Source organism: Pseudoalteromonas sp. GB43, from assembly GCF_054923805.1.
Genome location: NZ_JBPCHJ010000001.1, coordinates 2,233,137 through 2,253,019 on the forward strand (window position 1 = coordinate 2,233,137; position 19,883 = coordinate 2,253,019).

General features: G+C 36.3%; 17 protein-coding genes and 1 pseudogene. All 18 read left to right on the plus strand.

Annotation, left to right across the window (positions count from 1 at the left end; translation table 11 throughout):
• Positions 1-34 precede the first annotated feature (34 nt).
• The 18 genes and pseudogenes from ACRWSG_RS10690 (at position 35) to ACRWSG_RS10775 (ending at position 19,880) form a co-directional block, all read left to right on the plus strand.
• Positions 35-2,704: an SLBB domain-containing protein gene (locus tag ACRWSG_RS10690; RefSeq protein WP_462166930.1), complete on the plus strand. Its 2,670-nt coding sequence runs from the start codon at positions 35-37 to the stop codon at positions 2,702-2,704.
• 53 nt (positions 2,705-2,757) lie between these two features.
• Positions 2,758-3,709: pseudogene (locus ACRWSG_RS10695) on the plus strand (Wzz/FepE/Etk N-terminal domain-containing protein).
• A 34-nt stretch (positions 3,710-3,743) separates the two neighbouring features.
• Positions 3,744-4,838 (plus strand): dTDP-glucose 4,6-dehydratase, encoded by a 1,095-nt coding sequence (rfbB, locus tag ACRWSG_RS10700; protein ID WP_462166237.1) that lies wholly within the window; start codon positions 3,744-3,746, stop codon positions 4,836-4,838.
• Between the two features lie 2 nt (positions 4,839-4,840).
• Positions 4,841-5,719: a glucose-1-phosphate thymidylyltransferase RfbA gene (gene rfbA / locus ACRWSG_RS10705; protein ID WP_462166238.1), complete on the plus strand. Its 879-nt coding sequence runs from the start codon at positions 4,841-4,843 to the stop codon at positions 5,717-5,719.
• Positions 5,716-7,155: a lipopolysaccharide biosynthesis protein gene (locus ACRWSG_RS10710; RefSeq protein ID WP_462166239.1), complete on the plus strand. Its 1,440-nt coding sequence runs from the start codon at positions 5,716-5,718 to the stop codon at positions 7,153-7,155. Before rfbA ends, ACRWSG_RS10710 begins: the two co-directional genes overlap by 4 nt.
• Before the next feature lie 5 nt (positions 7,156-7,160).
• On the plus strand, positions 7,161-7,982 hold the full coding sequence (locus ACRWSG_RS10715) for a DegT/DnrJ/EryC1/StrS family aminotransferase (protein WP_462166240.1): 822 nt from the start codon (positions 7,161-7,163) through the stop codon (positions 7,980-7,982).
• Positions 7,966-8,271: a DegT/DnrJ/EryC1/StrS family aminotransferase gene (locus ACRWSG_RS10720; protein ID WP_462166241.1), complete on the plus strand. Its 306-nt coding sequence runs from the start codon at positions 7,966-7,968 to the stop codon at positions 8,269-8,271. The genes ACRWSG_RS10715 and ACRWSG_RS10720 overlap by 17 nt, the downstream gene beginning before the upstream one ends.
• Positions 8,268-8,735: a glycerol-3-phosphate cytidylyltransferase gene (gene tagD / locus ACRWSG_RS10725; protein ID WP_138619721.1), complete on the plus strand. Its 468-nt coding sequence runs from the start codon at positions 8,268-8,270 to the stop codon at positions 8,733-8,735. The genes ACRWSG_RS10720 and tagD overlap by 4 nt, the downstream gene beginning before the upstream one ends.
• 3 nt (positions 8,736-8,738) lie before the next feature.
• Entirely contained in the window at positions 8,739-9,485 is a 747-nt protein-coding gene (locus ACRWSG_RS10730; protein ID WP_462166242.1) for a LicD family protein, read from the plus strand.
• Positions 9,486-9,569: 84 nt separating this feature from the next.
• Entirely contained in the window at positions 9,570-10,751 is a 1,182-nt protein-coding gene (locus ACRWSG_RS10735; protein WP_462166243.1) for an ATP-grasp domain-containing protein, read from the plus strand.
• Entirely contained in the window at positions 10,736-11,761 is a 1,026-nt protein-coding gene (locus tag ACRWSG_RS10740) for a glycosyltransferase family 2 protein (RefSeq protein WP_462166245.1), read from the plus strand. The genes ACRWSG_RS10735 and ACRWSG_RS10740 overlap by 16 nt, the downstream gene beginning before the upstream one ends.
• A 19-nt stretch (positions 11,762-11,780) precedes the next feature.
• On the plus strand, positions 11,781-12,983 hold the full coding sequence (locus tag ACRWSG_RS10745; RefSeq protein WP_462166246.1) for an O-antigen ligase family protein: 1,203 nt from the start codon (positions 11,781-11,783) through the stop codon (positions 12,981-12,983).
• A 48-nt stretch (positions 12,984-13,031) separates the two neighbouring features.
• Complete coding sequence (locus ACRWSG_RS10750; protein ID WP_462166247.1) at positions 13,032-13,823, plus strand: hypothetical protein; 792 nt, start codon at positions 13,032-13,034, stop codon at positions 13,821-13,823.
• Between the two features lie 460 nt (positions 13,824-14,283).
• Complete coding sequence (locus ACRWSG_RS10755) at positions 14,284-15,234, plus strand: sugar transferase (RefSeq protein ID WP_462166931.1); 951 nt, start codon at positions 14,284-14,286, stop codon at positions 15,232-15,234.
• A gap of 3 nt (positions 15,235-15,237) precedes the next feature.
• Complete coding sequence (locus ACRWSG_RS10760) at positions 15,238-15,981, plus strand: glycosyltransferase family 2 protein (RefSeq protein ID WP_209327690.1); 744 nt, start codon at positions 15,238-15,240, stop codon at positions 15,979-15,981.
• A 222-nt stretch (positions 15,982-16,203) separates the two neighbouring features.
• A complete protein-coding gene (rfaH, locus tag ACRWSG_RS10765; protein WP_462166248.1) occupies positions 16,204-16,710 on the plus strand; it encodes a transcription/translation regulatory transformer protein RfaH in 507 nt (168 codons plus the stop codon).
• A gap of 1,605 nt (positions 16,711-18,315) precedes the next feature.
• On the plus strand, positions 18,316-19,434 hold the full coding sequence (locus ACRWSG_RS10770; protein WP_462166250.1) for a polysaccharide export protein: 1,119 nt from the start codon (positions 18,316-18,318) through the stop codon (positions 19,432-19,434).
• A gap of 11 nt (positions 19,435-19,445) precedes the next feature.
• Complete coding sequence (locus ACRWSG_RS10775) at positions 19,446-19,880, plus strand: low molecular weight protein-tyrosine-phosphatase (protein ID WP_054552524.1); 435 nt, start codon at positions 19,446-19,448, stop codon at positions 19,878-19,880.
• Positions 19,881-19,883: the final 3 nt, after the last annotated feature.

Here is a 19,883-nt window from a genome sequence, read left to right on the forward strand (position 1 = left end):
TTTGACTGTAGAACTATGGATATCCCTACTTGTGATGTTATTTAAAAGATTATTCCTTACTTTTTTGTTTCTAACCACTTCATCGGTATTGGCATTTACTCCTACTGCAGCTCAAATTGAGCAATTCAAAAAGCTCCCAAAGGCTCAACAGGAAGCGCTTGCAAGACAGTATGGAGTCGATTTATCTACGATTACAGGTAAATCTTCTGACGAAGAGACAATAGAAACTGAATCAACCATTCAACCTCGTTTAGATAAAGAAAAAGAGCCGCTAACCGATGAAGAACGTTTCGCTCCCAAAGAAAGTGAAGTAGAGCCTTTTGGCTATGATATTTTTGCAGGCGAACCAACTTCATTCATGCCAACAGAAAATGCGGCCGTTCCTGATACCTACTTAATTGGTCGTGGAGATGAGCTAACAGTTAACTTTTACGGCAAAGAAAGTGAAAGTTACGATCTGGTTGTTGATCGAGAGGGCCGAATTAATATTCCAAACTTAAGCCCTGTACAGGTCGCAGGATTAACCTTTATTGAGGTTAAAGAACTCATCAAAGCTAAAGTTGAGCAAGAAGTGATTGGCGTTAAAGCGTTTATCTCTGTTGGTCGATTACGCAGTATTCGCATCCTTGTTTTGGGTGAAGCATATAAACCAGGTAGCTATAGTGTTTCCTCTCTTGCGACAGTTTCGCACGCCCTTTTTGTAAGCGGTGGTGTGTCAGATATAGCGTCTTTACGAAATATTCAAGTAAAGCGTGCCGGAAAAGTTGTTGCTAATTTTGATTTATATGATTTATTGATTAATGGTGATAGCAGTAACGATATTATTTTAAAGCCGGGTGATGTCGTGTTCATCCCATCAGTTGGTTCTCAAGTCGCTGTTGAAGGCTTAGTAAAACGTCCTGCTATTTTTGAGTTAAAAAAAGGTGAAACAGCAGCACAGTTATTAAAAATGGCGGGTGGTTTAAAACCGCAAGCTTACGCTAAAAAAGCAATTGTTGAACGCTTCAATAACAATAACATGAAAGAAGTATTATCAGTGGACTTTAGCGGAAATCAAATTAATTATATTCCTCGCGATGGCGACCGCATTCGTTTTAACCCTGTCAGTTTACAATACCAAAACAGTATTAGCCTAATTGGTGCAGTTGCTCGACCTGGTCATTATCAATGGTATGAAGGTAAGCACATTTCTGATGTTCTAACTTCCGTACGTGGTGACCTGCTTCCTCAAGCTGATTTAGGCTATGGCTTACTTGTTCGAGAAATTAACATTTCTGGCGATATTGAGGTTTATCAATTCGATATTGCCCAAGCAATAGTTAAAGCAAAACAACATGATTTAGAACTAAAAGCAAATGATAAACTTTTTGTTTTTAGTCGTTTCCAAGAAAAACAAGCTGAAGAAGCCGCGCTTGCCAACATGGTCCTAACTGTTGAACAACAGCAGCAGCAAGTCAAAGTAAAGCAGTGGCACGAATATCAGAGAAAAGAGTTTGAAAGGTATGTAGGTGTTTTAAAAGCTGATGATCCTTTTAAAAAAGAGGAAGAAAAAGAGCTAAGCATTGCGGAAATTTCAAAAAGAAAAGCAAAAGAAGAAGAGGTAGAGCTAAAGCCAGAGGATTATGCTGCTTTTAGTCGATACACTTTATTAAAGCCTATTATTGCAAAGCTAAAGCAGCAGGCTTCAGTGCATAATGCAATGCAGCTAGTTGAAATCAATGGTCATGTAACCTATCCAGGTATTTACCCTTTAACTGTAGGTAGTGAAGTTAATGAACTAATTTCTGCAGCTGGAGGTTTGTTGGAGTCTGCTTACACTGAGCAAGCTGAAATAACTCGTGTTGTTGCGGGGGAAGGCTCTAAAGTTGAACACATCAAATTTAATCTAGCTCAGGCTATGTTGGGTACCAAAGTTGAAAATAAAACTCTTAGAAGTAAAGATAGTATAAATATTTTCTCTATTCCTAACTGGCAAGAAAACGTAAAAGTTGAGCTAAAAGGTGAAGTTAAATTTCCTGGTGTTTATACCATTCGTCGTGGAGAAACATTAACCAACTTACTTGAACGTGCGGGTGGCTTTTCTGAATTTGCTGAGCCCGATGCTGCTATTTTTACTCGTGAATCGATTCGTCAACAAGAGCAAATGCAATTAGCTAAACTAGCTGAAGACTTACGAAGAGATATTGCTACAAAAAGCTTCGAAAAGTCAGTTAGCAGTATCCGCTTATCTTATGATGAAATGAATAAGCTCTTGCTTGATTTAGCTAATGTTGAAGCAGTAGGAAGGCTTGTCATTGACTTACCTCTCATTGCAGAGAATAAACAAAATCTAGTGTTACAAAATGGTGATACGCTTTATGTCCCAAGTCAGCGTGATTCAATCAGTGTAATAGGCGAAGTGAACTATACTACTTCTCATTTATTTAAGCCTGGAGTCAGTGTTGATCAATATATTGATCTTAGTGGTGGTTTAAAGGAGCGCGCTGCTGAGGATCGTATTTATATAATCAAAGCAAATGGTTCTGTGACTATACCAAATACTGGCACTTGGTTCGCTGTGAATGACTCTAAGTTATTAGAGGCTGGCGATACTATTGTTGTCCCTATGAACTCTGACTATATGGATAACCTAACACTGTGGAGCACAGCAACGCAGATTGTTTATCAGTTAGGTGTAGCTTTAGCTGCAATTAGTAGTATATAAGCTATGCATGTTTAGTAGCTTAGTTTAATTCAGCAGCTTCAATTGAGATAAATATGAAAGAAAATTTTGCGTCTGATAATCATAGTCGAATAGATGGTGAGATAGATTTATATGACTTGTTCTTGGTAATAATGAATGGGAAGTGGCTGATTATAACGGTAACTTTTGTTTTATCTTTATTATCAGTGGTTTATGCTATTTACCAACCAAATATATATCGCTCTGAGGCATTGCTGGCGCCAGCTGAGCAACAGCAGTCAAACGGCTTAAGTGCTTTAGCAGGTCAGTTTGGTGGTCTAGCTAGTTTGGCTGGCGTTAACTTGGGGGATTCAGGTTCCAATAATACTGATCTTGCTTTAGCTATACTCAAGTCACGAAAGTTCATTTCTGAGTTTATTGAAAAGCACAGTATTATGCCTGATTTAATGGCGATCGAATCATGGAACTCCATCGATAATACAGTTATCTATGATAAAAATATTTATGATGAAGTGGATCAAAAATGGGTCAGAAAAGTAGAGTTCCCATTTAAACCAAAACCATCAACTCAGGAAGCTTATAAAGAATTTATAAAAATAGTCAGTGCTACAAAAGATCCAGACTCAGGCATGATAATTATTGCTGTGGAGCATTTTTCTCCGTTCATTGCTCAACAATGGGTAAATTGGTTAATAGAAGATATTAATCTTACCATGAAAAAGCGTGATGTAATTGAAGCAACGAAGAGCACTGAGTTTTTAATGGCACAAATTGAAAAAACTAATGTAGCTGATATTCGAGTCGTTTTATATAAATTAGTAGAGGAGCAGGCGAAAACGATAATGTTTGCTAACGTCAGAGATGAGTATGTTTTCAAGACTATCGAATCCAGCTCTTGTTCCCGAAGAGAAATTAAAACCTAAACGAGCTTTAATAGTTATTGTAAGCACATTTTTTGCCGGCGTAATCGGTGTTTTTATAGTTTTAATACGCTTTTATATATTAAATAATCGCCGTAAATCTTAATGATAAAAGATAAAGTCTTAGCTTAGAGGTTTTTGTGAACATATTAGTAACAGGTGGTGCTGGGTTTATTGGCTCTGCACTAGTCCGTCATATTATAAATAATACAACTGATTCAGTTATCAATGTTGATAAATTAACCTATGCAGGCAACTTGGAATCTTTGAAAGATATCGAAGAAAGTGAGCGCTATTCTTTTGAATGTCATGACATATGTAATCATAAAGAGATGCAGCGTATTTTCAAAGCTTATCAGCCTGATGTTGTAATGCACTTGGTCGCAGAGAGCCATGTTGATAGATCAATTACTGGTCCGTCAGAGTTCATTCAAACCAATATATTAGGCACGTATACATTGCTAGAAGTAGCAAGAGAATACACATCGACCCTTGATAAAGATAAGAGAGATTCTTTTAAATTTCATCACATATCAACAGACGAAGTATATGGAGATTTGCCACACCCAGACGATTTTGAGGAGCCTAATTGTGAAGATGTACTTCCTCTTTTTACTGAAGAGAGTTCGTACGCTCCAAGTAGCCCGTATTCTGCATCAAAGGCATCAAGCGATCACCTTGTTAGGGCTTGGTTAAGAACATACGGTTTACCTGTTGTAATAACTAACTGTTCAAATAACTATGGACCATACCATTTTCCTGAAAAATTAATCCCATTAGTTATTTTAAACGCTTTAGAAGGTAAGCCTTTACCTGTATATGGGGAAGGGAACCAAATTCGAGATTGGTTGTATGTTGAAGATCACGCTCGGGCTCTATATGAAGTTGTAACAAAAGGGCAAGTTGGTGAAACATACAATATTGGTGGTCATAATGAAAAGAAAAACTTAGAAGTTGTCCAGAGTATTTGTGGAATACTGGATAACCTTGTTCCAAAAGAAAAGAAATATTCGGAACAGATTGTTTTTGTTGCAGACAGACCGGGGCATGATAAACGCTATGCTATTGATGCCTCAAAAATTCACTCGGATCTGGGATGGAAACCAGAAGAAACATTCGAAACGAACATGTTAAAAACGGTTAAGTGGTACCTAAATAATCAGTCTTGGTGTAAGAGTGTTCAAGATGGCTCTTATAAGCGTGAGCGCCTTGGTCAATTAAAAGGGAATAGTTAATAATGAAAGGCATAATCTTAGCGGGTGGCTCAGGTACTCGACTTTACCCTATTACTATGGGGGTATCAAAGCAGTTACTACCAATCTACGATAAACCAATGGTCTATTACCCTTTATCAGTTTTAATGTTAGCAGGGATACGTGAAATTCTCTTAATCACTACACCTGAAGATAGAGACTCATTTCATCGTTTACTTGGGACTGGTGAGCAGTTTGGTATCAAACTTAGCTATTCTGTCCAACCCACTCCTGACGGGCTAGCTCAAGCATTTATCTTAGGTGAGCAGTTTATTGGAAATGATGATGTATGCTTGGTATTAGGGGATAATATTTTTTATGGGCAAGGTTTTTCCCCTAAACTTAAGCATGCTGTTGAGAATGCTCAAAATGGTAATGGTGCAACTGTTTTTGGTTATCAAGTTAAAAATCCTGAACGCTTTGGCGTTGTAGAGTTTGATGATGAGCAAAAGGCAATTTCAATTGAAGAAAAACCAGCAAAGCCGAAGTCTCACTATGCGGTAACAGGGTTATATTTTTATGATAACTCAGTGGTTGAAGCAGCAAAAAAAGTTGAGCCTTCTCATCGTGGTGAGCTAGAAATAACAACACTTAATGAAATGTATCTTCAAAAAAATAAACTTAACGTTGAAATCCTTGGGCGTGGTTTTGCTTGGTTAGATACTGGTACTCATGAAAGCCTATTAGAGGCAGCAAGCTTTGTTGAAACAATTGAAAAACGACAAGGTTATAAAATAGCCTGTTTAGAGGAGATAGCTTTTAATAATGGTTGGCTTTCTGCTGATTGTATTAAAGAGCGTGCAAAACTATTTTCTAAGAACGGCTACGGGCAATATCTTTCAGGCTTACTAAAAGATATATGAAAACAGCAGTAAATGGGTTGAAGTGGAGTGCTCTAGAAAGGTTGGGTGTTCAAGCTATTCAACTAATCGTAATGTTGTTACTTGCCCGTCTTTTAGGTCCCGATGCTTTTGGTTTAATTGGTATTCTCACCGTTTTTATTGCCATAAGCCAGGTGATATCTGATAGTGGCTTCAGCTCGGCTTTAATTAGGCTAAAAGAACGCACAGAAATTGATTTTTCAACTGCTTTCCAATTTAACATTTTAGTTGCTTTACTTTGTTATTTAGCTTTATTTATAGGCGCAAATCAGATAGCTGTTTTCTTTGAGCAGCCAGAGCTTGAAGCTCTAATTAAAGTTTTAGGTTTATCTATAATTATCAATAGTTTTACGCTGGTTCAAAAAGCTAAATTGACGATTAAAATGGACTTTAAAACTCAAGCAAAAGCTTCTTTGTCAGCTGTATTTATTAGTAGTGTAGTATCTATTACTTTAGCTTACTTCGACTATGGAGTTTGGGCTTTAGTTTATCAAATACTAATAAACTCATTATTAACAATGGTGTTATTAAATATATTTCATCCCTGGTTACCTAAAAGTTCATTTAATATACAGTCATTCAGTTATTTATTTGGTTTCGGTTACAAATTATTACTTGCGGCAATGCTCGATACTTTGTTTAAAAATATATATCAGTTAATCATAGGTAAACAATTTAACCCAACTCAAGTGGGTATTTTTACTCAAGCGAATCAACTTGCTAGTGTTCCTGCAATGACTTTCACCACGATAGTCCAAAGAGTTACTTATCCTATGTTAAGTAATATACAAAGTGAAACTGACAAGTTTGAATACAGCTACAAGTTAACGCTACGAATGGCTGCTTTTGTTATTTTTCCGCTTATGGCTGGGTTAGGTATCATTGCAAAGCCGTTTATTAAAGTTGTACTAGGAGATGACTGGTTACAAGCCGCAGATTTACTTACGATCTTGAGTTTCACTTTTATGTTGTATCCTATCCATGCTATTAATTTAAACTTATTACAGGTCAAAGGTCGTTCAGATATTTTTTTAAAGCTTGAAGTTATAAAAAAAGCATTCATTGTTTTAATATTATTTATAACAATACCTTTTGGTATTAAGGCTATTTGTATAGGGATGCTTATCCACACATATTTAGCTTTTTTTATTAATTCATATTATACAGGTCAATTTAGTAAGCTTAAAATACGTGATCAACTAAATGCACTGGCGCCTATTTGGTTGATGGTTGCGTTGAGTGCTTTATGCTCATATTTTATTGTCACAAGTATCGTTTCTGTACTCCTCTTAAATAGCTACATGCAGTTGTTTCTTTTATTAATAACTATGCCGCTAATATATATTGCCTCAGCAAGGGTCTTTCAACGAGATTTGTACACGCAAATTCTAAATATTATCTTACGAAGAAAGGTTTAACTTAAATGGATAAAATTACGGTAACTTCACCATTGCTTCCACCATTGAAAGAAGTGATTCCTTACTTAGAAGATATCTGGGATCGTAAATGGTTGACTAATAACGGCATATATCATCAACAGTTAGAGAAAAAGCTTTGTGAGTATTTAGGTGTGCCTTATATCAGTTTATTTTCAAATGGGACACTTGCACTAATAACAGCTCTTCAATCGTTAGAATTAAAAGGTGAGGTAATAACAACACCATACACTTTTGCAGCCACCGCACATGCAATTATGTGGAATGACTTAAAACCAGTATTTGTGGATATTGATCCAGTAACCATGAACTTGGATCCTAGTTGTATTGAAGCAGCAATAACAGATAATACATGTGCAATTTTACCGGTGCATGTTTATGGTACCCCCTGTGATAATCAGACGATTGCTGCTATCGCGAAAAAATATGATCTTAAAGTTATTTATGATGCAGCACATGCGTTTGGTGTAAAAGAAAGAGAGCAATCAATTTTAAATTATGGAGATCTATCTATTTTGAGTTTTCACGCTACGAAAACATATTCAACAATAGAAGGTGGTGCTGTGATTTGTAAAAGCCAAGAAGAAAAAGATAAATTAGACCAATTGAAAAACTTTGGCTTTGAATCGGAGACTGTAATTAAAGCATGTGGTATGAATGCAAAATTAAATGAGATTCAAGCAGCATTTGGGTTGGCATCATTGAAAAAAGTTGATGGCGCAATTGAAAGACGCTCTGAAATTGCAGCTCTATATCAACAAAGTCTCGTAAATGTTTCTGGGTTTATCGACATTGCGAATCAATCATGAGGTCAGCCTTAATCATTCATATTTCCCAATAATTATTGATGTGGATAAATTTGGAATTGACCGAGATACACTAGCCCTAAAGTTAGAAGAAAATAATATCTTTGCTAGACGCTATTTTTATCCGATTGTAAGTGAATTTGAAGTGTTCAAAAGTGAATATTCAGATACGCCAATAGCTAAAGATATTTCTAATAGAGTTTTATGTTTACCAATTCATGCTGATCTTACTTTGGAACAACAGCAAAGAGTTATTGATACGATTTTGAATAGTCGTGGGGGAAAAAAGTGAAAGTCATATTAACTTACGGAACATTCGATCTGTTCCATGTTGGACATGTAAGACTTCTTGAGAGGCTTTCAAAGTTGGGAGATAAGCTTATTGTTGGTCTTTCATCTGATGAATTTAACAAAGGTAAAGGCAAAAGTTCGTTTTTCTCATATCAAGAAAGAGCTGAAATACTTTCGTCATGTAAATTTGTAGATTTAGTAATTCCAGAGCATTCGTGGGAACAAAAAGAGACTGATATTAAAAAGTATAATGTAGATGTTTTTGCAATGGGAGACGATTGGGAGGGACGTTTTGATTCTCTTAAATCATTATGCGAAGTTGTATATTTACCAAGAACTAAAAGTATCTCAACCTCTGAAATCAAAACTTTAATAGCTGAATTAAAGAAAAATGACTTGGATAAAGTTCAAAAAAGTCTAAATGATGCAATTGAAATTATTAAACAACTGAACTATAGCGAGTAACATATGGACTCTAAATTAAGCAGTGAAGATATCCGTAAGCAGTTACTTACTATGGCTGTTGATATTACAAAAACTCTAGATGAGCACAAGATACCTTACATCCTTACATATGGAACATTGCTTGGTGCTGTTCGTCATTCAGGTTTTATCCCTTGGGATGATGATTTCGATATAGCTATTCCCGCAACTTACCAGAAAAAGGCAATTCAGGTTTTAAGCAAAATATCTAAATACCATTTTCTTTCACTTGCATCAGATGATTACTTTGACTGGGTTTTAAGGGTAACTGACAAATCAACAAAAACGACTTCAAAAGAGACTGAATGGGATGTTTATAACCACACCATGAGTAGAGAAGATATTGGCCTATGTGTGGATATTTATCCATTTTACTGTTTGCCTGATAATGCTTTTAAGTTTAAAACCCATAAGCTTTTCACTAAAGTATCAAGCTGGATAATTCGTAAATCTTTTGCAAAAAAATCTAATTTTATCAAGAAGCTTGGCTTCGCAATGCTAAGTTTACGTGCGAATGCTAGTGAAGGTAAGTATTACACCGATGCTGGTCGAATTTATTATCAACCAACTTTGTTCACACAAACAGAATATATCGATTTTGAAGAATTTAAATTTCGCGCCCCTACAGAGCCTGAAAAGTTTTTAGAAAGCCGCTACGGTGACTGGCAGAAATTACCTACTCAAGAAGAAATAGATAAAGCAATACATTATGAGGAAACTTTTTGGCGATGAATAGGGTGTTAGTTGTACCTAGTGGTACTGAAGTTGCGCAAGAAATTGTCAGATCATTATCTGTTGTAAAAGGTGTAGAGCTTTATGGTGCTAATGGTATTGATTGCTTTACTGAGAATCCCTCGTGCTCGTCACATTGTAGGTATTCCATTTATTGATGAGCCTGATTTTATAGATGTAATTATTAGCTTAATTAAAGAAAATGGGATTACTCATATTTTTCCAGCGCATGATTCAGCATCTTTAAAATTAAGTGAGTTTGCTGACTCATTAGGTGCACAAGTGATCAGTTCAAGCTACGAAACAAATAAAGTATGCAGATCAAAGTCTCTAACTTACAAAGCGCTAGAAAAGGTCGTCAAAGTCCCAAAAACATATCTTTCAAAGAATGAAGTAGAGTCATTTCCTGTTTTCGTAAAACCTAACATTGGGCAAGGAAGTGTTGGAACAAAACTTATAACGAAAGCGAGTGAACTTCTAGATGTTACCGAGGATGATATTCTTTGTGAATATTTACCAGGAGAAGAGTTCACTGTTGACTGTATCAGTGATGCAGATAACCAGCTTCAATATGCTCAAGCCAGAAAGCGCAATGCTATGAGAAACGGTATTGCAACGGAGACAGAATTAGTAAATGACAATAGTTTATTTTATTCATTCGCTGAGAAAATAAACAAATCTTTAAAACTCCAAGGAGCTTGGTTTTTTCAAGTGAAAAAAGATTCGCTAGGTGAACTTTGTTTACTAGAAGTTGCAACTCGAATCGCTGGATCAATGATCACGAGCAGAATGAACGGTATTAATTTTGCCGAAATGTCGCTTTTTATCTCAAATGGTATTCCAGTAAAAGCTTTAAAAAATAATTTGGAAATTAAGCTTTTTAGAAATTTAGCATATCAGTTTGATATAAACTTAAATTTTAATGTCCTTTATACTGACTTTGATGATTGTTTAATTTTCGGTGATAAAGTCAATGACAAATTAGTGCAATTCATTTTTCAGTGTATAAATAAAAATATTAAAGTGGTTTTAATCACACGTCATGCGGACGATATCCATCAAACCTTAAAAAATATGAGGCTTTCCCAGCTTTTTGATCAAGTTATTCATATAACAGATGGTGCACCTAAGTCTCAATTTATAACAGAAAAAAACGCAATCTTTATTGATGATTCATTTGCAGAAAGGTTAGATGTAATGGGTGTATGTAACATTCCTTGCTTTTCAGTGGATATGGTTCAAGGTCTGACATGTTTAAAGAACTAACCCCCCTGCCAACAGAGCAAGAGATAAAATCATTTTGGAAGCATGTTGATAAAACATATATCAGTATAATTTGTACTTGTTTTAATCAACAAGATTACATCGCCGACGCTATAAACTCATTTCTTGCTCAAAAGACAGAATACGCTTTTGAAATAATAATTCATGATGATGCATCTACTGATAAAACAAGCGATATATTAAAAGCGTATGAGCAGAGCTATCCAAGTATCGTCAAAGTTATCTACCAAACAGAAAACCAATACTCTAAGGGTAATGTTAAAGTAGAAAATATTGCATTGAGAAAAAGTCGTGGTGAATACATTGCTTTATGTGAAGGAGATGATTTTTGGGTTGATGAACTAAAGTTACAAAAGCAATTAGAGGGTTTACTTGCATGCCCAGACTTAAAACTGTGTTTTACATCAGCTTATACATTAGCTCCTAATGGACAAGTAAATAAAACCGCTAATTATAACGAAAAAGTAAAAGTTTTTTCGTTTAGTGACATTATTATAGGTGGTGGAGCTTTGATTCCTACTGCCAGTATTTTTATGCGAAGAAGCGTGATGGAGAGCTTACCAAGTTGGTTTGAAGGCGCTCCTGTTGGTGATATTTTTATCCAAATAAATGGTTCTAAGCCCCAAGGAGCTTTATATCTTCCTGATGTAACAGTTGTTTATCGAGTAGATGCTGTTGGTTCATGGAGTGTATCGCAAAAGCATGTACCTGAGGAAAAAGTTAAGTCGCAGGTTGCAAAGTTAGCTTCTTGCTATAATTTGCTAGCTGAAGATAACGATAATTATGATGATTATCAAATTGCTAAATTAAATCTATATATTGCGAACGCATTAAAAGCTATTTCACAACAAAGATATGGGCTTGCTAAGTACTTTATTAATAAATCAAAAGAGCTCCCTCATAGCTCTAAAAGAAAACAGGTATTAATTGCTTTTCAACATTGTTTGCCATTTTTTAGATTACTACATAATACAGTTAAAAGTTTTAGATGAAGCTCTGTGAAGGCTAGATATGCCCATTAATACTAAACCAATATTTTTCATCCTAACGCTACTTTTGTCACTGTATACACTAAGACTTGTAGGGACCTTATCAGTTGCTGACTTTGGGGCTATGCTATTTATATTTATATCGCTATTAAAGTTCAGAAGTGTGGTCATTAATGACTTTAATGTAGTTTTTTTAGTTTGGGTACTGGTATCGCTAATTTCTTCTTTAGGTCTAATTTATGAAGACTACTTTACAGTAACAGGTTTTCTAGGGACTGGTTTGCGGATATTGGTGTCAATGGCTTTACTATTATGCCTGCCACTATGGCTGAAAAGTAAGGAGGAGCAGTTCCAAGCCATTGGCGCTTTGCTATCTATCGTTATTTTTCACAGCATTGTCCAGCTTGTATTTGTTGCTCTATTTTATCTCAATAAAGCTCCATTTTTGAATTTGGTACCACATGGCAATCAATCATCTAGACAAGAATGGCTCAATGTTTATGACTATACGTTTTACACTAGGTTTGGTGGAGTGTTTGAAGAGCCTTCATGGTACTCCTGGTTTATGGTGGCATGTATAGGTTTAATTATTTCTTTTGAAATAGTGAATAGAGTTTCGATAATTACTAAGAGGAAGTGGTTATTAATATTATCCGCTTTGTTTTTTACGTATTCTATTGCAGGAATAGCTTCAATCGTTATTCTAATAGCTTATAAGATATTGAGTGGGAGTATTCGGGCTAAAATTAGAAGTGTAGTATTTATTTCTATTGCTCTTCCTGCTCTTATACTGCTGAATCCGGATTCTGCTTTATTGAAGCGATTAATGGGGGTGTTTAGTGGCACAGATGGCTCATCAAATACGCGGATTTTTGATTCCTTCACAAAGCTAAAATTAGTACTCGAAAACAATATGACTGGCACGGGAATAGGTAACAGCATAGAGGGTATTTACCATTATGATGTTACAAACAGCTTTACAGTTATCTCTACTCAAAACGGCTTTATTGAAGCATTTGTATCAACAGGGTTGATAGGTGGGGCAATCTTTATGGTCCCTTTTGTCTATTTTTTATGTGTGAAGAAATATTGGCTATCACTTATAACTATGACCTTGGTCTTTTTCACTACCAGTGCATTATTTATCGTTGTAATGTGGTTCTTTATGGCTCTTGCGTATTTACTTTTTAAAGACTTGAAAATTAACCCACAACCCTCAACCTAATTAACTCCTAAATCACTTAATATAGAACAATTAGTCATGAAGAGTATTATGAAAAGAGAATTAGTTATTTCTACTGTTTTTAGTAATTTAGAAAAAACAAAAATGCTTGCCGAGCAATGTTTTGAGTCTACAAGTATCAGGTCAACTATAGTTTGCCAGTTATTTGAAATAGCTGAATGCTCAAAACAGAATGAGTACACAGAGGCGTACGATATTGTTTATTCAAATGACAGGGGGTTGGCTAAAAGTAGGATGCTAGGAATTTTATCTTCAAATGCTGACCTAATTTGGATTGCTGATGACGATATTGAAGTCGTGCCTGAAGGTGCAATTGAAGCTTTCTCTGCACTAGAAAGTGCAGGTAATGACTTTATAACTACGAAATATGCAATAAATGAAACTCAGGAGCGAAAGAGCTATTCGGGTCAAGTTTTTAATCACTCTAATCTGAGCATTATGAAAGTAAGCTCGATAGAAATAATCATCAATAAGCAAAATGTTTTAAACTTAGGAGTCGGTTTTGATTCTCGATTTGGGCTTGGGGCAAAATACAAGTCTGGAGAGGAGAATGTTTTTTTAGCTGATATTTTATCAAGAGGGGGGAAAGGACAGTATCTACCTATTGTAACTTCTATTCATAGAGAAGTGACATCTGGAGGTGACTTTAGTAACCCACTAACAAATATCTCAAAAGGAGCAATTTTCAAAAGAGTCTTTGGCTGGTGGAATTTACCTATTTTATTTGCTTTTTATGGCCGAAAACTTATTAATAAAGAAATCAAAGCTTATCAGTCATTTACCTGTTTTTTTACATCTCTCAAAGGCTTTTTTCGGTTATAGAAATAGGCCTAATCCATTCATTTCATGTTTGGGTTGTTAATTAATCAATTCACCTGAATTTACATCAGAAAATAAAAAATGTAGAGCTTTCCCTTTCTTTAAAACATATTAATTTAGTGTATAATACCGCTCTTTAAATTTTTGCTGAATGCAGTCGCACTTTTTAAAAAGTTTTTACATTAGGTAACAGTTTTTTTACAAGGATATGTTTTTATGCTTTGGGGTGGTTTTCTTTTATGCGTAATAAATAGTTAAACTGAATACTAAATGTATTTTGTTTCAATTTTATTAAATAGGTAATCTCGTGTCACAACTGCTGTGGCTATGCTGATGTAGTCATCTAGTGTTGTATAAACCATAACTGCCAATGAGGCTACTAAGCATAGATATAGCACATGGAGTTACTTACTTAATGACTTTGACACTTTTCTCTTCTAGCTTGTTCTATAGAATATTATTAATGATTAAAAATTTAAAAAATGGAAAGCCCTTTAAGGCGCCTAAGTATGCTTATAATACAAGTGAAATATACGTTTATTGCCCAGAAGCGCAAGTCGAAGCGATTAGAAGTGTTTTATCAAATTATGAAATTAAAGTGCACTTCAATGATTACTCTTTAGTTAATCTTGATGAAAAAATCATAACTCATTATGAAAATATTCACCTTTCTGACCATCAAAGAGAGTTTTTGGTAACAGCAACTGAGCTAGGTGCGTGGGTTGAGCCATTGGTAAGTTATCTTGATGAAAGGTTTGGCTATACAGAGGTTTCATTATTAAAAAGTAGTTACTTTTTACACCAAAAAGCTTTTTCAATTTTATCAACAAAACGCACTCAAAGAGCAAAAAGGTTTATTGATTTATCGTCGGCTTTACTGCTGCTTTTTTTGACGTCTCCAATAATTTTAATTACAGCTATTTTAATAAAGCTCGAGTCCAAAGGACCTGTTTTATATAGACAGTCTCGTACTGGGCAATACAATATTGAGTTTAATGTAGTCAAATTTCGCTCTATGCGAGTTGATGCTGAAGCAAACGGAGCACAATGGGCAAGCGAAAATGACTCTCGAGTAACAAAGGTTGGGGCATTTATACGAAAAACCAGAATCGATGAATTGCCACAGCTATTTAATGTTATAAGAGGGGATATGTCGATGGTAGGACCTAAATTTGAGCGGGAAGTTTTTATCAAAGAGCTTGAACAAGAGATTCAATATTACCGTTTTCGCCATGCCGTAAAACCAGGTTTAACAGGTCTTGCACAAGTTAGCTACCCTTATGGCGCTTCGCTAAATGATGCTATCTGGAAGCATAAATACGATATTCACTACATAAAACATCATAGCACTTTTTTAGATATGAAGATCTTTTTGAAAACTATCAAAGTGGTCTTGTTTGGTTTGGGTAGATAATAAATGAAGCCTTTAGTTTCGGTTGTTATGCCGACCTTCAATGCAGAGAAGTATTTAGCTGAAAGCATAAACTCGGTTCTAGCCCAGACTTATAATAACTGGGAGCTGTTAATAACAGATGATTGCTCAACAGATGATACAGTTGCTATTGCTAAAAAATATGCTGATTCTGACTCTAGGGTTAAATTATTTATTCAACCACAGAACCAAGGAGCTGGAGCTGCTAGAAACAACTCTATAAAGAATGCAAAGGGTAAGTATATTGCTTTTCTGGATGCTGATGATCTTTGGCTACCAAAAAAGTTAGAAAAGCAGGTTTTGTTTGCTCAAAAAAATAATCATGCTTTGACTTATACAAGTTACCAAAAATTTTCAGGTAATAAACTAGCTGGGATCGTAACCCCTCCAAAGAGTACAACTTATAGCAAATTAATGTATAGCAATGTTATAGGTTGTTTAACCGCTATGTACGATGCCGAGCAACTTGGAAAAAAATATATGCCATTAATTCGTAAGCGACAAGATATGGGGCTATGGTTAGATATTTTAAAAGAAGTTCCCGCAGCATATTGTTTGAGAGAGCCTCTTGCTCGCTACCGTGTTGGAGTTGGTATGAGTGCTAATAAACTTAAAATTTTATCATATCAATGGCGATTTTATAGAGATGTAGAAAAGCTTGGCTTATTAAGAGCTACTTACACTTTTGGCGTATATGCGATGAAAGGCTTTAGAAAACACACTAAGTGAGCCAGTGGGTCGAAGTTTACAATTGTAAAGCTATTTCCTTTCTAGGCATCAAGGGTTTTCTTCCAAAAAGAAAGTTTATCTTCAGCTGTGATGAGAATACCAGAATTGCACAGCAAATTAATAAATCATACATTTAATCCGTTTCTAATAGACACACCTAACTTCTCTGCGTATAATCGCTGGCTCATAAAAACCAGTCCTTTTGGATTGGTTTTAAGGAACATGAGTATTTTAGGTGTGGCTATGGAAAGTTGGTACTTACTTTTTTGTAAATCAAAACAAGAACAAAGAGCTAAAATTAACCTTCAAAACCAAGGTTTTGAAGTCTTCATTCCTGAACACCAAATAGAGCGCATTGCTAAAGGGCGCCGTTCTATTCGAATATCACCTCTCTTCCCTAATTATATATTCATAAAGTTATGTACGAAAAACTGTAACTTTTCTGCGGTAAAAAATACTCGAGGCGTAAGTGGCTTTGTAACATACGACCAGCAATTTCAGCTTGTTTCAGAACAGTTGATTGCGCAACTCAAATCTATGAATGATATGTGTGAGATAACTTCTGCGTTACCAAAAGCGGGGGATGTTGTTTATTTGAATACAGAGTCATTTAAAAACGTACAGGCTATTTACCAAGAGCCAGATGGCGATATGCGCAGCATACTTCTCATTAATTTGCTGAATAAACAAATAAGCGTAAGTGTAGAAAATAAAGAAATCAGTTTATAAGTCGTGCTCCAGCGCGACGCTTATGTAGGAACGGCTTTAGCCGTGAACATACTCAAAATGTTCGGTGTTAAAACACCTCTTACAGAACGGGTAATACGTAGGAACGGCTTTAGCCGTGAACATATTCAAAGTGTTCGGCGTTAAAACACCTCCTACAGTGTAGGCTTTATGTTTTAACATTAAAAAAATAACAATAAAATCAGTACGTAGGAACTGCAACCTAGGGGCGGAAGCGTGCCCGAAGGGCTAGACAAGCAAATAGTTTTGCTTTCAAGCTGGAGCGAGAGGAGCTCTGCGACGAACTGGAACGGAAGCGTGCCCGAAGGGCTAGATAAGCAAATAGTTTTGCTCTCAAGCTGGAGCGAGAGGAGCTCTGCGACGAACTGGAACGGAAGCGTGCCCGAAGGGCTAGACAAGCAAATAGTTTTGCTTTCAAGCTGGAGCGAGAGTAGCTCTGCGACGAACTGGAACGGAAGCGTGCCCGAAGGGCTAGACAAGGCATAGGCGTCGCGCTTGCTTGGCGCGTCTCAAACACGGCACTGCTGCGAACATGTCGCGCGATATAAATTTCACGCCTACAAAATGGTGAATGCCGAAGGGCTAGACAAGGCGTAGGCGTCACGCTTGCTTGGCGCGTCTTAAACACGGCACTGCTGCTAATATTTCGCGCGAAATAAATTTCACGCCTACAAAATAGTGAATGCCGAATGGCTAAACAAGGCGTAGGCGTCACGCTTGCTTGGCGCATCTCAAACACGGCACTAAAGAGGAAGAAACTTTTGTTTTCCTCATTTTCTTCTCATTTGCTCTCTTTGTGAATATGTTTTTGCACGAAATAAATTTCACGCCTACATCAAAGAATTTAATCGCACAAAGAGACTATGAGACGCTGCGCTAAAGAGGTAAACCAAGTATTTAGTTTTTCTCATTTACTCTCGTTTTCTTCTCTTAGTGCAATTTACTTCTCTTTGTTCAAATAAGAGCTAGTAATAGATATTCACAGAGAGACTATGAGACGCTGCGCTAAAGAGGTAAACCAAGTATTTAGGTTTTCTCATTTACCCTCATTCATTTCTCTTAGTGCAACTAGAAACTAGTGATGAATATTCACAAAGAGGTTAAGAGGCGCTGCGCTGAAGAGTAAACAAAGAAATATTTGTCTTACTCATTTACTCTCGTTTCCTTCTCTTTGTGCTAAAAAGAACTAGTAAAGGATATTCATAAAGAGACTATGAGCTGCTGCGCTGAAGAGTAAACAAAGAAGTTTTGTCTTACTCATTTACTCTCGTTTACTTCTCTTTGTACTAATGAAAACTAGTGATAAAGCCTTAATTAGTAGGCAGCTTAGAAGTCAACATACAAATTGTTCAGTTAAAGCTTCTTAGTTTCTCGTTTATCCAAATAGGACTTCTAGACTAGTACTAAGTGAATGAGCCAAGAAGTACTTATTAACTATTTTGCAAAAAACTGTCACAAGTGAGCGTTTACTAAACACTCAGTCTTGCGAACATCTGGTTGCCATGCTTTAATTAGGCAGCAAAAAAATAAACAGATATGGTTTTATTTAAACTGGACGTTTTAAGAAAAATTATTTGGGAAATAACAATGGCGCTTAGCTGTAAAACAATTGTGACGTCATTTGCGTTACTAGCAATGACAGGCTGTACAATCATCCCCGGCAGCCATTTCGAAGGAATCGAGTCGGGCGAACAAGTAGATAATGTAGAGAAGGAACTCGAAAAGGTTAATATTCAAATCATTGACTCTTCTTTAATAAATCAACAAAAGCAATCTCAAGTTAAAAACTTCACGCCTTCCAGTTTAGATGGCATAGATACATCTAATTATCAGTACAAATTAGGTGTAGGTGATGTACTTACAATCGGTGTTTGGGATCACCCAGAGTTAACCATTCCAGCAGCAGTGCAACGTACAGCTGAGTTTGATGGCTTTCGTGTACAAGCCGATGGCACAATTACCTATGCATACGCGCCTAATATTCAAGCCGCTGGTAAAACAGTACAACAAGTTCATAAAGAGCTTGTAAAGCGCCTAAGCCGAGTAATTGAAGAGCCACAGGTTGATGTAAAAGTTGTTGGCTTTAGAAGTCAAAAAGCTTATGTAACAGGCGAAGTAAACAAACCAGGTGTATTACCAGTTACAGAGATCCCATTAACTTTAATTGATGCTCTAAACCAAGCCGGCGACCTAACAGAAAGTGCTGACTGGCGCACCGTGACATTTACTCGCGGTGATAAAACGGAAATTATTAAGTTAGATGATTTTTATGCCTATGGCGATATTTCGCAAAACCGCTTATTGCAGCATGGCGATATTGTGCACGTAAGTCGTAATGATATGCAAAAAGTGTTTGTACTTGGTGATGTAAAACGCGCTGGTACAGTGGGTGTTAATCGCTATGGTTTAAATTTAGCAGAAGCATTAAGCGATGCTGGTGGCTTAAACGAAAATACAGCCGACGCTAATGGTGTATTTGTTCTTCGCAAACGCAACTTAAACACTGATGGTGTAATTGCTGATGTATACCAGCTTCATGCGAAGAATGTTGCTGCATTAGTGCTAGCTGAACAATTTGAACTTGAACCGCACGACATTGTATATGTAACGTCAGCGCCGCTTGCACGTTGGAATCGTGTAATTAGCTTATTATTACCATCAGTAAGTACGGTTGATTCAATCAACGACGTTGCAAACACAAACTAAAGGTAGGCTGTATGTTTGATTCTGTATTAGTAGTTTGTGCAGGTAATATATGCCGAAGCCCTACTGCCGAATATGTATTAAAAAGTAAGCTAGAAGGTAAAAATGTAGCTGTTTCATCAGCAGGGTTGACTGCCCTTGAGGGTAAACCTGCCGATGCACAAGCAAAGCAAATTGCCAACGCGCATAATATTGATATGAGCGAGCATCAAGGCAGACAAATAACCTCAAACTTGGTGGCAAATAATAGCGTTATTTTAGTGATGGAGCAGCGCCACGTTAACGATTTGTGCGCACGTTACCCTCAAGCACGCGGCAAAACATTTTTACTAGGTAAATGGATTGGCGATAAAGAAATCCCCGATCCTTACCGCCAAAGTCAAGAAGCCTTTGAGCATGTTTACGCATTAATCGATAGCGCATGTAGCGCTTGGCAAAAGTATTTATAAGGA

Coding starts and splice junctions, on each gene's coding strand:
- rfaH (WP_462166248.1), top strand. CDS start 16,204: ATGAGTATTTTAGGTGTGGCTATGGAAAGTTGGTACTTACTTTTTTGT.
- ACRWSG_RS10715 (WP_462166240.1), top strand. CDS start 7,161: ATGGATAAAATTACGGTAACTTCACCATTGCTTCCACCATTGAAAGAA.
- ACRWSG_RS10750 (WP_462166247.1), top strand. CDS start 13,032: ATGAAAAGAGAATTAGTTATTTCTACTGTTTTTAGTAATTTAGAAAAA.
- ACRWSG_RS10770 (WP_462166250.1), top strand. CDS start 18,316: ATGGCGCTTAGCTGTAAAACAATTGTGACGTCATTTGCGTTACTAGCA.
- ACRWSG_RS10710 (WP_462166239.1), top strand. CDS start 5,716: ATGAAAACAGCAGTAAATGGGTTGAAGTGGAGTGCTCTAGAAAGGTTG.
- ACRWSG_RS10775 (WP_054552524.1), top strand. CDS start 19,446: ATGTTTGATTCTGTATTAGTAGTTTGTGCAGGTAATATATGCCGAAGC.
- ACRWSG_RS10755 (WP_462166931.1), top strand. CDS start 14,284: ATGATTAAAAATTTAAAAAATGGAAAGCCCTTTAAGGCGCCTAAGTAT.
- ACRWSG_RS10745 (WP_462166246.1), top strand. CDS start 11,781: ATGCCCATTAATACTAAACCAATATTTTTCATCCTAACGCTACTTTTG.
- ACRWSG_RS10760 (WP_209327690.1), top strand. CDS start 15,238: ATGAAGCCTTTAGTTTCGGTTGTTATGCCGACCTTCAATGCAGAGAAG.
- ACRWSG_RS10740 (WP_462166245.1), top strand. CDS start 10,736: ATGTTTAAAGAACTAACCCCCCTGCCAACAGAGCAAGAGATAAAATCA.
- rfbA (WP_462166238.1), top strand. CDS start 4,841: ATGAAAGGCATAATCTTAGCGGGTGGCTCAGGTACTCGACTTTACCCT.
- ACRWSG_RS10735 (WP_462166243.1), top strand. CDS start 9,570: ATGGTGCTAATGGTATTGATTGCTTTACTGAGAATCCCTCGTGCTCGT.
- ACRWSG_RS10730 (WP_462166242.1), top strand. CDS start 8,739: ATGGACTCTAAATTAAGCAGTGAAGATATCCGTAAGCAGTTACTTACT.
- ACRWSG_RS10690 (WP_462166930.1), top strand. CDS start 35: ATGTTATTTAAAAGATTATTCCTTACTTTTTTGTTTCTAACCACTTCA.